This is a genomic window from Streptomyces sp. R35 (assembly GCF_041053035.1).
GTDB classification, from domain to species: Bacteria; Actinomycetota; Actinomycetes; order Streptomycetales; family Streptomycetaceae; genus Streptomyces; species Streptomyces lutosisoli.
This window is the reverse complement of record NZ_CP163440.1, coordinates 5105518-5118154: the sequence shown is the minus strand read 5'-3', so window position 1 is coordinate 5118154 and position 12637 is coordinate 5105518. Positions and strand designations below refer to the sequence as shown.

The 12637-nt window shown below is 71.4% G+C and carries 11 protein-coding genes; 6 read left to right on the top strand and 5 right to left on the bottom strand.

The features are described 5' to 3' along the window. Positions 1-283 precede the first annotated feature (283 nt). Complete coding sequence (locus AB5J50_RS23360; RefSeq protein ID WP_369260338.1) at positions 284-1189, top strand: sigma-70 family RNA polymerase sigma factor; 906 nt, start codon at positions 284-286, stop codon at positions 1187-1189. Between the two features lie 34 nt (positions 1190-1223). On the opposite strand, the gene AB5J50_RS23355 is transcribed toward AB5J50_RS23360, so the two are convergent. Next, positions 1224-1706 (bottom strand): flavin reductase family protein, encoded by a 483-nt coding sequence (locus AB5J50_RS23355; protein ID WP_369265491.1) that lies wholly within the window; start codon positions 1704-1706, stop codon positions 1224-1226. A gap of 458 nt (positions 1707-2164) precedes the next feature. Between AB5J50_RS23355 and cdgB the strand changes: the two genes are divergently transcribed. Then, the gene (cdgB, locus tag AB5J50_RS23350; protein WP_369260337.1) at positions 2165-3880 is read left to right on the top strand and encodes a diguanylate cyclase CdgB; all 1716 of its coding nucleotides are present in this window, start codon (positions 2165-2167) and stop codon (positions 3878-3880) included. Positions 3881-3997: 117 nt separating this feature from the next. Beyond that, on the top strand, positions 3998-4981 hold the full coding sequence (locus tag AB5J50_RS23345; protein WP_369260336.1) for a carbohydrate-binding protein: 984 nt from the start codon (positions 3998-4000) through the stop codon (positions 4979-4981). A 24-nt stretch (positions 4982-5005) separates the two neighbouring features. Here the strand turns inward: AB5J50_RS23345 and AB5J50_RS23340 are convergent, their stop codons facing one another. The 3 genes from AB5J50_RS23340 to AB5J50_RS23330 all read right to left on the bottom strand — a co-directional run bounded on the left by AB5J50_RS23340 (position 5006) and on the right by AB5J50_RS23330 (position 8225). Further along, on the bottom strand, positions 5006-5935 hold the full coding sequence (locus tag AB5J50_RS23340) for a 1-phosphofructokinase family hexose kinase (RefSeq protein ID WP_369260335.1): 930 nt from the start codon (positions 5933-5935) through the stop codon (positions 5006-5008). A 194-nt stretch (positions 5936-6129) separates the two neighbouring features. Beyond that, on the bottom strand, positions 6130-7275 hold the full coding sequence (gene nagA, locus AB5J50_RS23335; RefSeq protein WP_369260334.1) for an N-acetylglucosamine-6-phosphate deacetylase: 1146 nt from the start codon (positions 7273-7275) through the stop codon (positions 6130-6132). Next, positions 7275-8225, bottom strand: coding sequence for an ROK family protein (locus tag AB5J50_RS23330; protein ID WP_369260333.1), 951 nt, complete (start codon positions 8223-8225; stop codon positions 7275-7277). Before AB5J50_RS23330 ends, nagA begins: the two co-directional genes overlap by 1 nt. A 161-nt stretch (positions 8226-8386) precedes the next feature. Between AB5J50_RS23330 and AB5J50_RS23325 the strand changes: the two genes are divergently transcribed. From AB5J50_RS23325 to otsB, 3 genes are all read left to right on the top strand, one after another. Then, the gene (locus tag AB5J50_RS23325) at positions 8387-9643 is read left to right on the top strand and encodes an ABC transporter substrate-binding protein (RefSeq protein ID WP_369260332.1); all 1257 of its coding nucleotides are present in this window, start codon (positions 8387-8389) and stop codon (positions 9641-9643) included. A gap of 32 nt (positions 9644-9675) precedes the next feature. Further along, complete coding sequence (locus AB5J50_RS23320; RefSeq protein WP_369260331.1) at positions 9676-9903, top strand: DUF3263 domain-containing protein; 228 nt, start codon at positions 9676-9678, stop codon at positions 9901-9903. A gap of 319 nt (positions 9904-10222) precedes the next feature. After that, the gene (otsB, locus tag AB5J50_RS23315) at positions 10223-11077 is read left to right on the top strand and encodes a trehalose-phosphatase (RefSeq protein WP_369260330.1); all 855 of its coding nucleotides are present in this window, start codon (positions 10223-10225) and stop codon (positions 11075-11077) included. 37 nt (positions 11078-11114) lie between these two features. Here the strand turns inward: otsB and AB5J50_RS23310 are convergent, their stop codons facing one another. After that, positions 11115-12518 carry a trehalose-6-phosphate synthase gene (locus AB5J50_RS23310; RefSeq protein WP_369260329.1) on the bottom strand — a complete coding sequence of 468 codons (1404 nt, stop codon included), beginning with the start codon at positions 12516-12518 and terminating at the stop codon, positions 11115-11117. Between the last annotated feature and the right edge of the window lie 119 nt (positions 12519-12637).

The following is a 12637-nucleotide window of genomic DNA, read 5'->3' as shown; positions in this document are numbered from 1 at the left end:
CTGCCCCTTCGACCCCGGGGCTTGTTCGTCGGCTGCGGGTGGGTGGGGGCTGGTCGCGCCCCGCGGCGGAGCCGCAAATGTCACAGACCCGCACCCCTTAGAAGCACCCGGGGCGGACCGGCGGTTGTTCAGGGGCGCGGGGAACTGCGCGAGCAACCCCCACCGGCCCGCACCCGACACACAACCCAGGGGGTCTGGGGGCGCAGCCCCCCGCTTGTCACATCCACTCCCCACGATCCGTCAACCCACTGACGGGACGGACCGTGACGAGGAGATGTGACCCATGAGTGACATGAACGGCGGCGCATTTTCGGGCAAGGGCGAGACCGACTTCCTCGCCGAGCGGTTCGAATCGCATCGGAGTCATCTCCGCGCCGTCGCCTACCGCATGCTCGGCTCGCTCGCCGAGGCCGATGACGCCGTGCAGGAGGCCTGGCTCAAGCTCAGCCGGGTCGACGCCGCCCGGGTCGACAACCTCGGCGGGTGGCTGACGACCGTCGTGGGGCGGGTCTGCCTGGACATGCTGCGGTCCCGTCGGACCCGGGGCGAGGAGTCCTTGGAGGAGCAGCCGGGGGTGCGGATGCCGGAGCCGGTCATCAGCCCCTTCGGCGGGATCGACCCGGAGCAGGAGGCGCTGCTCGCCGACTCGGTGGGGCTGGCCCTGCTCGTCGTACTGGAGCAGCTCGCGCCCGCCGAGCGGCTCGCCTTCGTGCTGCACGACCTGTTCGCCGTGCCGTTCGACGAGATCGCGCCCATCGTGGGCCGTACGCCGGCGGCGTCCCGTCAGCTCGCCAGCCGGGCCCGGCGCCGGGTCCAGGGCGGGGCGCCCGCGCCGGATCCCGACCTCGCCCAGCAGCGGGAGGTCGTCGACGCGTTCCTGGCGGCGGCGCGCGACGGTGACTTCGACGCGCTCGTCGCGGTGCTCGACCCGGATGTCGTGGCGCGCTCGGAGGCCGGTGTGACCACCGGTGCGATCGCCGTGGCCTCGGGAGCGAGCACCGTCGCGCATCTCGCCCGCATCGCGCGGCCCGCCCTCGTCAACGGTGCGGCGGGTGTGGTCGTGGTGGTGGACGGGCGCCCGGTCAGCGTCCTCGCCTTCACCGTCGTACACCGCAGGATCGCCGTGATCGACATCCTCAACGACCCGGAACGGCTGGCCGGGCTCGACGTCACCGTCCTCGACCAGTGACCGAGGGGTCAGGGGGGTCAGAGGGTTCAGTGATTCAGCCCAACTGCCGGTAGCGGCCCTTGAAGTGCACCAGCGGCCCCCCGTCCGCGCTAGGCACCTGGGCCGTCAGGACGCGGCCGATGACCAGGGTGTGGTCACCCGCGCGCACGCGCTGCTCGGTGCTGCACTCCAGGGTCGCCAGGGCGCCGCCCACCAGGAGCGCTCCGGACGCCTCGCCGCGGACGTACGGGATGTCCTCGAAGAGCAGCCGGTCGCTGATGCGGCCCTTCATGGCGAAGCGGCCCGCGATGTGGCGCTGGCTCTCGGAGAGCACGGAGACGGCCCACAGGGGCTGTTCGTCGAGCAGGTCGTCCATGCGGGAGCCCTCGCGCAGGCTGACCATGACGAGGGGCGGGTCCAGGGAGACGGACATGAAGGCCGTCGCGGTCATGCCGACGTCCTCGCCACCGGGGCCGTCCGGGTCCAGCGCGGGCTCGTGTGCGGTCACCAGGACCACGCCCGCGGCCAGCCGGGTCATGGCGGCGCGGAACTCGTCGTTGCTCACCCCCTCAGCATGCACGGACGGGGTGGGGGGAGCGGCAGGGGAGGTCTTCAGCACGCCGAAACGCTAGTCTCCGCCCCCGGGCCGGCGCATCGGACCTCGGCCCGAGCCTGGTCCTAGGACCACCGACCGAGATGCCGACCGAGATACCGATGGCAACGCTCCTGCGCAACGGACACAATTGCTCACAGTCTCCGCACAGCTCTGCAATATGCGTTCAGTAAACGCACGGTGAAAATGCAGAAACCCTACTCAATTGTTCATCTTCAGCTGTGACTTGAGTCACAGGAGCCATATTTTGTTGACCCTGTGTACCGAGTGGGCAGCGCGCTGTGATTCAGTGGCGGGGAAGCTGAGCAAGAAGCTACCAACTAGTACCACCTAGTACGCCGAGAGAACCCTGGAGTTGCTGCGAGGTCTCGAGGGGAGGGCGCATGGAGACCGAGTCGGAGCCCTACGTCCGTCTTGCGACCCTGCGGCAGCTGCACACCGTGATGGCGGACATGAACACCGCCCGCAGCCTGGCCGACACGCTGCAGACCGTCGCCGACGGCGTGGTCACCGGCCTCGGCTTCGAGCTGGCGTGTGTCAACCTCGTACGCCCGGACGGCGACCTCGTCGTCGCCGCGCTCGCCGGCAACTCCGCGGCCGAGGCCCTCATCACCGGCCGCGTCGGCTCCCGCGCCTCCTGGGACCGCCGGCTGAACATGGGCGAGGCCTGGGGCGACCTCCGGTTCATACCGCACACCGAAGGCTGGGTCCTCGACGAGGACGACGTACCGCAGTGGTACACCGACGGTCCCGCGCCCCGCTTCGAGGACGAGTGGCACCCCTCCGACCGTCTCTTCGCGCCCATGCGCACCCCGGGCGTCTCCGGCGGCAGCTGCGGCGAGCTGATCGGCGTCCTGTCCGTGGACCGGCCGCGCAACGGGCGGCGGCCGGGCGCGTGGGGGCGTGAGGCGCTCCAGATGTACGCGTTCCAGGCCGCCATCGCGATCAGCAACGCGCGTCTACGAGCCAATATGCAGCGCGCCCTCGTCCGCCTTGAGCGCGAGCAGCAGGCCCTGCGCGCCAGCGAGGAGTCCTTCCGCCAGGCCTTCGAGTACGCGCCCTCGGGCATGGCGATCGCCGAGATGGGCGGCGACCAGCACGGCCGCATCCTGCGGACGAACGACGCCCTGTGCCGCCTCCTCGGCCGCCCCGCCTCCGCGATGCGCCGCTACTCCTTCTCCGACCTCGTGCACCCCGAGGACATCGGCACCCTGCTCAGAACGTCCGCCGAGGGCGGCCGGGCCGAGCTGCGGCTCGGGCGCCGCGACGGCAGCTACGTCTGGGTGCACCTGCGCAACTCCGTCGTCGCGGACGCCGCCGACGGCCCCCGCTTTCTGCTCACCCACGTCGAGGACATCGAGGAGCGCAAACGCCGCGAGCTCCAGCTCGCCCACCGCGCCTCGCACGACGCGCTCACCGGCCTGCCGAACTCCGCCGAGCTGCGCTCCCGGCTCAGCTCCCGCCTCTGTCAGCGCCCGCAGTCGCTTCCGCCCGGCGCGGTCGCCTCGCTGGACGCGGCGTACGGGCACGGGCAGTACCCGGAGCTCCCGGGCGGCACGCAGAGCGCGTACGAAGGGAACGGCCACCCGGCGTACGACAACAACGGCCATGGTTTCGACTTCCAGCCGGTCTCCGAGGCGTACGACGCCTTCGACCACCACGTGCACACGATCGCGCCCGAGGGTGAGACGGACGACGGCACCAAGGGGCTCGCGGTCCTCTTCTGCGACCTCGACGGCTTCAAATCGATCAACGACCGGTTCGGGCACAACGCGGGTGACGCGGTCCTCATCGAGGTGGCGAGACGGCTCACCCACGCCGTCCGGGACGGCGACACGGTCGCCCGCCTCGGCGGCGACGAATTCGTGGTGCTCGCCGACGGGCTCGGCCGCGCCGACGCCCAGGACCTCGCCGTACGGCTGCGGAACGCGATCATTCCGCCCATCCGGGTCGACGGACGGGCCGTCCGCGTGGGCGCGAGCTTCGGCATCGGATGGGCACACTGCGGCATGACGGCGGACGAGGTGCTGAAGTCCGCTGACGAACGGATGTACATCGAGAAACGGTCTCGTCCCAAACAGCATCGGCGTGCGGGATAAATCGCAGGTCAGTGCGTTGATGCGGTGAAGACCCCCCGTGTGGCTCAGCAAGAGCGGGTAGGCTCGCCCTTCATCCGTACGACGCATCTGAACCGCACCCGCTGAGGAGACCTAGGGATGACGCCCGGCAACAACGGCGCGAGCACGCCCGAGGACGACGACCCGTTCGGCTATCTCTACGCCGATGGTCAGGCCAACGGAGCCACCCCGCCCCCTGGAGGCGGCGGCTACGGCTACCCCGGCTCGGTCAACAGAGTGCGGGCGGTCGGCGAGCGCCAGTACGGACAGCCGGCCCAGCCCGGGTACGGCCAGCAGCCGCCGACCGCGCAGTACGGCCAGGTGCCGCCGCAGCAGCAGGCGTACGGCCAGCAGCCCGGGTACGGCCAGAACGCGCACTACGCGGCCCCCGAGACGATGATGGGCGGCGCGCCCACCAGCCGGCAGCCGCTGCCCGGTGACGGCGGCGGGCGCGGGCGCGGCCCCAACACCAAGGGCCTTCTCATCGGCGCGATCGCCGTGGTCGCCGCCGTCGTGATCGGCATCGGCGTCGCCATGCTGGACGGCGGCTCGGACGACGACAACAGCAGCGACAGCGTGAGCTCGAACCCGACGACCTCGCAGAGCGCGTCGCCGAGCGCGTCGGCGTCCAAGAGCTCCGGCGCCTCCGCGGAACTGCCGGCGATCGACGCGAAGGCGCTGAACTTCGGCACCGGCGTGAGCACGGCCTCCGACGTCGCGGGCGCCCTGTCCGACGGCGGTGTCTATGTGACGGGCCTGAACGCCACGGGTGCCTCCGTCACCTGGAACGTCAGCAACATCCCGAAGACCGGTGCCTACACCCTCTTCGCGCGCTACAGCGCGGCCGGTGACGACCAGTCGATGACGCTCACCGTCAACGGCAAGGTCTTCGGCTCCAAGCTGAGCCTGAAGAACTACACGGGCGCCGCCGACGGCGACTTCGCGAAGGGCTGGACGAAGACCTACGCGTATCCCACCCTCAACAAGGGCACCAACACGATCACCATCTCCTGCGGGGACGGCGACAGTTGCAACGTCCTGCTCGACCAGCTGTCGCTGAAGCAGGGCCAGGTCAAGGACTAGCGGCGGCCTGGCCGCCCCCGGCGGTCACGCCGCCGTGGCGTCCGCCGTCACCGCTATCTGGTCCAGCAGCGTCTCGTACGCCGAGCGGTCGAACTCGCCCGCCACGGGCGTCAGTACGGTCGCCGCGGACAGCGCCACGGCCCGGGCCAGGCGCTCCGGCCACGGCAGGTGCTCCACCAGCCCCGACAGCAGGCCCGCGACCGCCGAGTCGCCCGCGCCCGTCGGATTGCCGTGCACGTGGCGCGGCGGGGTGGCCCGCCAGCGGCCTTCCGCGTTCGCCGCGAGGAGGCCCTCCCCGCCCAAGGAGGCCACGACCGTGTGCGCGCCGCGCCGGCGGGCGTCCCGGGTGGCCTGCGACGGGTCGTGGGAGCCGGTGAGTTCGGCGAGTTCGTCGGCATTCGGCTTCACGATGTCGGGGCGGGCCGCGACCCCGCGGCGCAGCGGTTCGCCGCTGGTGTCCAGCAGCACCGGGACCGCCGACGCGCGGGCGGCCCGTATGAGCTGGGCGTAGGCGCCGACCGGCACACCCGGGGGCAGGCTGCCGCACAGGGCCACCGCCGAGGCGGAGCGCAGCAGATGCTCGTACGCCTCCTGGAAGGCCGACCACTCGGCCGGGGTGATCGCCGGTCCCGGCTCGTTCAGCTGAGTCGTGTCACCGGTCGCCGTGTCGACGACGGCTATCGTGCGGCGCGTCGATCCCGTCACCGGGACCAGCGCGTCCACCACCCCCGGCGTGTACGTGAGTTGGTCCTGCACCGCGCGGCCCGTCGCGCCGCCCGTGAAGCCCGTGACCGTCACCTCGTGGCCGAGGGCGGCGAGCACCCGGGCCACGTTCAGGCCCTTGCCGCCCGGGCGTTCGGTCACCTCGGTCACCCGGTGCGAGGTGTGCGGCCGCAGTGACCGTACGTGATAGGTGAGGTCGAGAGCGGTGTTCAGTGTGACCGTGAGGATCACCTGGGCCGACCTCCCCCGAAGAGAATCATCAAGTGGACGCCCGGCAGGCGCTGGTACGCGCTGACCCGTTGTCCGGAGGCTCGATCATGTCAAAGACAACGGCGGTCGGCCCAGTCCCGTGGGCCAACCGCCGTGCTTGAACAGGCAATTGTTGTACGTCGGTAGCCATTCGCCGTGCGCCGACAAGGGGCCAATCAGCCCAGTTGGGGCTCAACCACCCATTCGCCCCTGCGCATCACGCCCTTGATCCCGAAGTCGGCGTCGAGAAGCACCAGGTCGGCGTCCTTGCCCGGCTCCAGGGAGCCCACCTTGTCGTCCATGCCGAGCAGGCGGGCGGGGTTGGCGGAGAGGGCCGCCACGACGTCCTCGACCGGCAGCCGGTCGATCGTCACCGCGCGCTTGAAGGCACGGTCGAGCGTGAGCGTCGAGCCCGCGATCGAACCGCCCTCCACCAGACGGGCGACGCCGTCCGCGACCTCGACCTCCAGCGGGCCGAGCATGTAGCGGCCGTCGCCGAAGCCCGCCGCGTCCATGGCGTCGGTGATGAACGCGACCCGGTCGGCGCCCGCGTGATGGAACGCCAGCTCCAGGGAGGCGGGGTGCAGATGCGTGCCGTCGTTGATCAGCTCGACCGTGACCCGCTCGTCCTCCAGGAGGGCCGCGATCGGACCGGGTGTGCGGTGGCCGAGCGCCGGCATCGCGTTGAACAGGTGCGTCGCCACGGTCGCGCCCGCGTCGATGGCCTTCTGCGTCTGCTCGTACGTCGCGTCCGTGTGCCCGATCGCCGCGATCACCCCGTGCTCGGCCAGCAGGCGTACGGAGGCGATGCCGCCCGGCAGTTCGGTGGCGAGCGTGACCATCTTGGCCCGGCCGCGCGCCGCGTCGATCAGCTTGCGGACCTCCGCCGGATCCGGGTCGCGCAGCAGTTCCTCGGAGTGCGCGCCCTTGCGGCACGGCGAGATGAAGGGGCCCTCGAAGTGGATGCCCGCGATGTCGCCCTGCTCGGCCAGCTCGGACAGCAGCCCGGCGCGCTGGGCGAGCCCGTCCATGTCACCGGTGACGGTGGAGGCGACGACCGTCGTGGTGCCGTGCAGACGGTGCGTGTGGACGCCCTTGAGGACTTCCTCGACGGTCCCGGAGGTGAAGGAGGCGCCGCCGCCACCGTGGTTGTGGAGGTCGACGAAGCCGGGGACCAGCCAGTGGCCCGATACGTCGATGATCTCCGCGTCGGCGGGACCGCTCCCGACGATCCGCGCGCCCTCGACGAGCACGCGGCCGCCGTCCACGATCCCGGTGGGCAGAACCACCCGGGCGCCGGCGAGAACCTTTCTTGGGGCCATCAGGTGGTTACCTCCGAGCGGTCGGTGATGTCGGTTTCGAGTAGATCCCAGGCCAGCAGCCCCGCGCCGAGGCAGCCGGCCGTGTCGCCGAGGGCCGCCGGGACGATGCCCGGCAGCTTCTGGAAGGTGACGCGCCGCTCGACGGCGGCCCGCAGCGGTGAGAACAGCGTCTCCCCGGCCTCCGCCAGGCCGCCACCGATGATCAGGGTGCGCGGGTCCAGCAGAGTGAGCGCGGTGACGAGCCCGTCGGCGAGCGCGTCGACGGCCTCCTGCCAGACCTGTACGGCGCGGGGGTCCCCGGAGTCGACCGCCTTCGCGCAGTCCGCCGCGTCCGCCTCCGGATCGCCGGACGCCTCCGCCCAGGCCTGGCTGACGGCCGCCGCGGACGCGTACCGCTCCAGACAGCCGTGCTGCCCGCACGGACACGGGGTCCCGCCGGGGCGTACGACGATGTGGCCGATCTCGCCCGCGAAGCCGTGCGCGCCCTCCTCGACGCCGCCGTCGATGCCGATGGCGCCCGCGATGCCGGTGCCGAGCGGGACGAACAGGAACCGGTCCGCCCCCTGTCCCGCGCCGATGCGGCCCTCCGCGAGCCCGCCCGTGCGCACGTCGTGCCCGAGCGCGACGGGTACGCCGCCCAGCCGGTCGCCGAGCAGCCGGCGCAGCGGGACGTCGCGCCAGCCGAGGTTGGCCGCGTACACCGCGATGCCGTGCGCGGCGTCGACGATGCCGGGGACGGCGACTCCGGCGGCGACGGCGGGCCCGCCGAGGTGCTCCTCGCCGTACGCACGCAACTCGGCGGCGAAGCCGAGGATCGTCTCGACGACAGCCTCCGGACCGCGCTCCCGGCCGGTCGCCCGGCGTGCCTGGTACAGCAGGTCGCCGTCGGCGCCCACGAGGGCGGCCTTCATCCCGGTGCCGCCCACATCGAGGGCGATGACATGTCTCACGGGGGACAGTGTCGCCCCTTACCCCAGGAGAGATCTAGTCCACTCACGTGGTGTAGACCTTGTATCCGCATGCCGAGACGGATGCAACGGACGCACAAGCAAATGCGGCCAGGGTCGGCCAGGGGCCGGCGCGTGCTGGCCGGGGGTTGGGAGACAGAGCAGTGCAGCGGCGTAGGACAGGACTGATCGCGGTGGCGCTTGCCATGGGCATGACGGCGACACTCGCGGGCTGCGGCAGCTCGGACGGTTCCTCGGAGGTGACCCTGAAGCTGGTGGCCGCCGACTACGGCGACTCCTCGGCCAACAGCTCCCAGAAGTACTGGAACAAGCTGGTCAAGGAGTACGAGGCGGACCACCCGGGGGTCAAGGTCGAGGTCAGCGTCTACTCCTGGACCGACGTCGACCGCAAGGTCAAGGAGATGGTCGCGGCGGGCGACGCGCCCGACATGGCGCAGATCGGCGCGTACGCCGACTACGCCGCGAAGGGGCAGCTCTACAAGGTGGATGACCTGCTCTCCATACCCGTCGAGGCCAACTTCGTCCCGCAGCTCACGGACGCGAGCCAGACCCAGTACGGCATGCCGTTCGCGTCCTCCACGCGGCTGCTCTTCTACAACAAGACGCTGTTCTCCGAGGCCGGCCTCACCCCGCCGCAGAGCTGGAGCCAGCTCGCCGCCGACGCCAAGGTGCTCAGGGCCAAGGGCGTCAAGTTCCCCTACGCGCTGCCGCTCGGGCCCGAGGAGGCGCAGGCCGAGACGATGCAGTGGCTGCTGAGCGGCGGAGGCGGGTACACCGACGACGTCGGCACGTACGCCATCGACTCGGCGCAGAACATCAAGACGTTCACCTGGCTCAGGGACGAACTGGTCGGCAAGGGGCTCACCGGGCCCGTCGCTCCCGCGAAGCTGAACCGTGCGGACGCGTTCGAGGCGTTCGCGCGCGGCGAGGTCGGGATGCTCAGCGGGCACCCCACGCTGATGCAGATGGCCGCCAAGAAGGGCGTGGAGTTCGGCATGGTGCCGATGCCCGGCATCGACGGCAGGACCAAGGCCACGATGGGCGTCGCCGACTGGATGATGGCCTTCAAGAAGAACGGCCACGGCAAGCAGGTCGGCGACTTCCTCGACTTCGTCTACAACGACAAGAACGTGCTCGCCTTCTCCCACGAGTACGACCTGCTGCCGGTCACCTCGTCCGCGTCCGACGCGATGGCCGGAGACCAGGACGACCAGGACCTCGCCCCGTTCCTGGACGAGCTCCCTTCCGCCGAGCTGTACCCCGTCGGCAAGACGTCCTGGGCCAAGATCAGCGCCGACATCAAGAAGCAGATCGCCAAGGCCGTGAGCCCTGGGGGCAGCCCGACCGGGGTCCTCAGCTCGCTCCAGAACGAGGGGACCATGGCGGACAGCGCGGGCTGACGCTGTCAGTGGCGGGGGTTACGGTGCTGTCCATGGAGGACCTCACGTCGCGGGAGCAGGGGATTCTTGCCATGGAGCGCCGCGGGTTCCCTGGGCCGGGAGCCAAGGAGCGCGCGATCCGGGAGCAGCTCGGCCTGCCCCCCATCCGCTACTACCAGCTCCTCAACGCCCTCCTCGACGACCCCAGGGCCCTCGCCCACGACCCGGTAACGGTCAACCGCCTCCGCAGGGTCAGAGACTCCCGCCGGGGAGAGCGCTGAGGGGTTCCCGGGTTCCTCCCCGTTCGGTTGTGTGTCGGGTGCGGGTGGGTGGGGGCTGGTCGCGCAGTTCCCCGCGCCCCTTAAAAGAACCCCGGGCGGGCCGGCAGTTGTTTAGGGGCGCGGGGAACTGCGCGCCCAGCCCCCACCGTCCCGCAGCCGACGAACCACCCCGTCTTCAAGGGGCGCGGGGAACTGCGCAATCTTTTAGGGGGGTCTGGGGGCGCAGCCCCCAGGGATGGGACGGGTAGGGGCGGCGGGGGCGAGGACATGACCTGATGAGCCATGGGTGCGTTCGGGGTCGCGCGGATAGGGTCGGCACATGGGCAGCCATGCGGAATCCACGGACTCCATGCCGACACCCGCGACCCCCGCGGGACGCGACGGCCTCGACGCCATCCTCGCGCGGCCCGCAAGGGCAGTGATCGCACTCGACTTCGACGGAACACTCGCCCCGATCGTCCCCGACCCGGAACAGGCCCGCGCCCACCCCGCCGCGGTCCCCGCCCTCGCCACCCTCGCCCCCAAGGTCGCCTCCGTCGCCGTAGTCACCGGCCGCCCGGCCGGCGTAGCGGTCCGCCACGGCGGCTTCGCGGGCGTACCGGGCCTGGAACACCTGGTCGTCCTCGGCCACTACGGCGCCGAACGCTGGGACGCCGTGAGCGGCACGGTCAACGCCCCCGCCCCGCACCCCGGCGTCGCCGCCGTCCGCGCCGAGCTGCCCGGATGCCTCGACAGGATCGGCGCCTGGCAGGGCACGTGGATCGAGGAGAAGGGCCGCGCCGTGGCGGTGCACACGCGCCGCGCGTCCGACCCCCAGGCCGCCTTCGAAGCCCTGCGCGAGCCCCTCACCGACCTGGCCACCCGCCACGGCCTGATCGTCGAACCGGGGCGGATGGTCCTGGAGTTGCGCCCGCCGGGCATGGACAAGGGGGTCGCCCTCCTGGAGTACGTCCGCGAGATCGGCGCCGAATCCGTCCTCTACGCCGGCGACGACCTGGGCGACCTGCCCGCCTTCGCCGCCGTCGACAAGCTCCGCTCCGACGGCATCCCCGGCCTCCTCGTCTGCAGCGGCAGCTCCGAAGTCGCCGAACTCGCCGACCGGGCCGACCTGGTGGTGGACGGCCCGCCCGGCGTCGTACGACTGCTGTCCGCGCTCGCGGCCCGACTGGACTGACGACTGGACTGACTGGCGCCTGTGTTGACGGGGCCGCTCAGGCCTCCAGCTCGTGCAGCTGTTCCAGGAACCACTGGGCCGGCGGCAGAGCGGTCGCCGCGGCGGCCAGCCGCTTGGTGCGCTCGGCCCGTTCGTGCGGCGGCATCGACAACGCCTCGTGCAGCGCCCGCGCGGTGCCGATCACGTCGTACGGGTTCACGACGATCGCGTCCTCGCCGAGCTCCTCGTACGCCCCCGCCTCCCGCGACAGCACCAGCGCGCACCCCTCGTCGGAGACGACGGGCACCTCCTTGGCGACGAGGTTCATGCCGTCCCGGATGGGGTTGACGAGGGCCACGTCGGCGAGCCGGTATGCGGCCAGCGAGCGCGCGAAATCGTCCTTGACGTGCAGGAGTACGGGGGTCCAACCCGGCGTTCCGTACGCTGAGTTGATGTCGTCCGCCAGGCTCTGCACCTCGGCCGTGTAGTCCCGGTACACGGCGAGGTCCTGCCGTGAGGGGTACGCGAAGGCGACGTGCACGACGCGCTCGCGCCACGACGGCAGGTCATCGAGCAGCTGCCGGTAGGCCAGCAGCCCGCGCACGATGTTCTTCGACAGCTCGGTCCGGTCGACCCGCACGATCGTCTTCCGGCCCTCGCCGATCTCCGCCCGGAGGGCCGCCATGCGCTCCTCGACATCCGCCTCGTGCGAGCGGCGCCGCAGGAAGTCGGCGTCCGCGCCGAGCCCGTGCACCCCGACCCGGGTGTCGCCGAGCCCGCCGACGAGCTCGTCGGCGCACGCGGTGAACGCGTCCGCCCAGCGGCGGGTGAGAAACCCGAGCCGGTCCGCGCCCAGCATCCCGCGCAGCACCTGCTCGGAGATGTCGTCGGGCAGCATCCGGAAGTAGTCCACCGGCGCCCACGGAGTGTGCGAGAAGTGCCCGATCCGCAGGTCGGGCCGCAGCTCGCGCAGCATCCCGGGGACCAGGGTCAGGTGGTAGTCCTGCACGACGACCACGGCGCCCTGATCCGCCTCCTCCGCCAGCGCCTCCGCGAACGCCCGGTTGTACGCCTTGTACGACCCCCACTGGCGCCGGAACTCCGCGTCGAAGACCGGCTCCAGCGGGGTCTGGTACAGCATGTGGTGGACGAACCAGAGCACGGAGTTCGCGATGCCGTTGTACGCGTCGGTGTGCACGGTGGCGTCGATGTCGAGCATCCGTACGCCGTCCTCGCCGACCCCGCGCCGCACCGCCTCGCGGTCACCGTCGCCGAGTGCCGAGCACACCCACAGGGCGCCCGCGTCCGGGCCGATCGCGGACAGACCCGAGACCAGCCCGCCGCCGCCGCGCTTGGCTTTCAGCGAGCCGTTCTCGTCGACCTCGTAGGTGATCGGGCCGCGGTTGGACGCGACCAGGATGCGGTGGGCGCCCTGCGCTTTTTCGCCCTGCGTTGAAGCCATGCCTCGAAATCTAGCCCCCCGCCTAAACGCTCAAACGTTCACTTCGGCCGTATGCGAGGTCGTATGTGATCTCACGGCCGGCGGGGGCTGGTCGCGCCCCGCGGCGGAGCCGCAGATGT

Coding starts and splice junctions, on each gene's coding strand:
- otsB (WP_369260330.1), top strand. CDS start 10,223: ATGGGCAGCCATGCGGAATCCACGGACTCCATGCCGACACCCGCGACC.
- AB5J50_RS23345 (WP_369260336.1), top strand. CDS start 3,998: ATGACGCCCGGCAACAACGGCGCGAGCACGCCCGAGGACGACGACCCG.
- cdgB (WP_369260337.1), top strand. CDS start 2,165: ATGGAGACCGAGTCGGAGCCCTACGTCCGTCTTGCGACCCTGCGGCAG.
- AB5J50_RS23360 (WP_369260338.1), top strand. CDS start 284: ATGAGTGACATGAACGGCGGCGCATTTTCGGGCAAGGGCGAGACCGAC.
- AB5J50_RS23320 (WP_369260331.1), top strand. CDS start 9,676: ATGGAGGACCTCACGTCGCGGGAGCAGGGGATTCTTGCCATGGAGCGC.
- AB5J50_RS23355 (WP_369265491.1), bottom strand. CDS start 1,706: ATGACCCGGCTGGCCGCGGGCGTGGTCCTGGTGACCGCACACGAGCCC.
- nagA (WP_369260334.1), bottom strand. CDS start 7,275: ATGGCCCCAAGAAAGGTTCTCGCCGGCGCCCGGGTGGTTCTGCCCACC.
- AB5J50_RS23310 (WP_369260329.1), bottom strand. CDS start 12,518: ATGGCTTCAACGCAGGGCGAAAAAGCGCAGGGCGCCCACCGCATCCTG.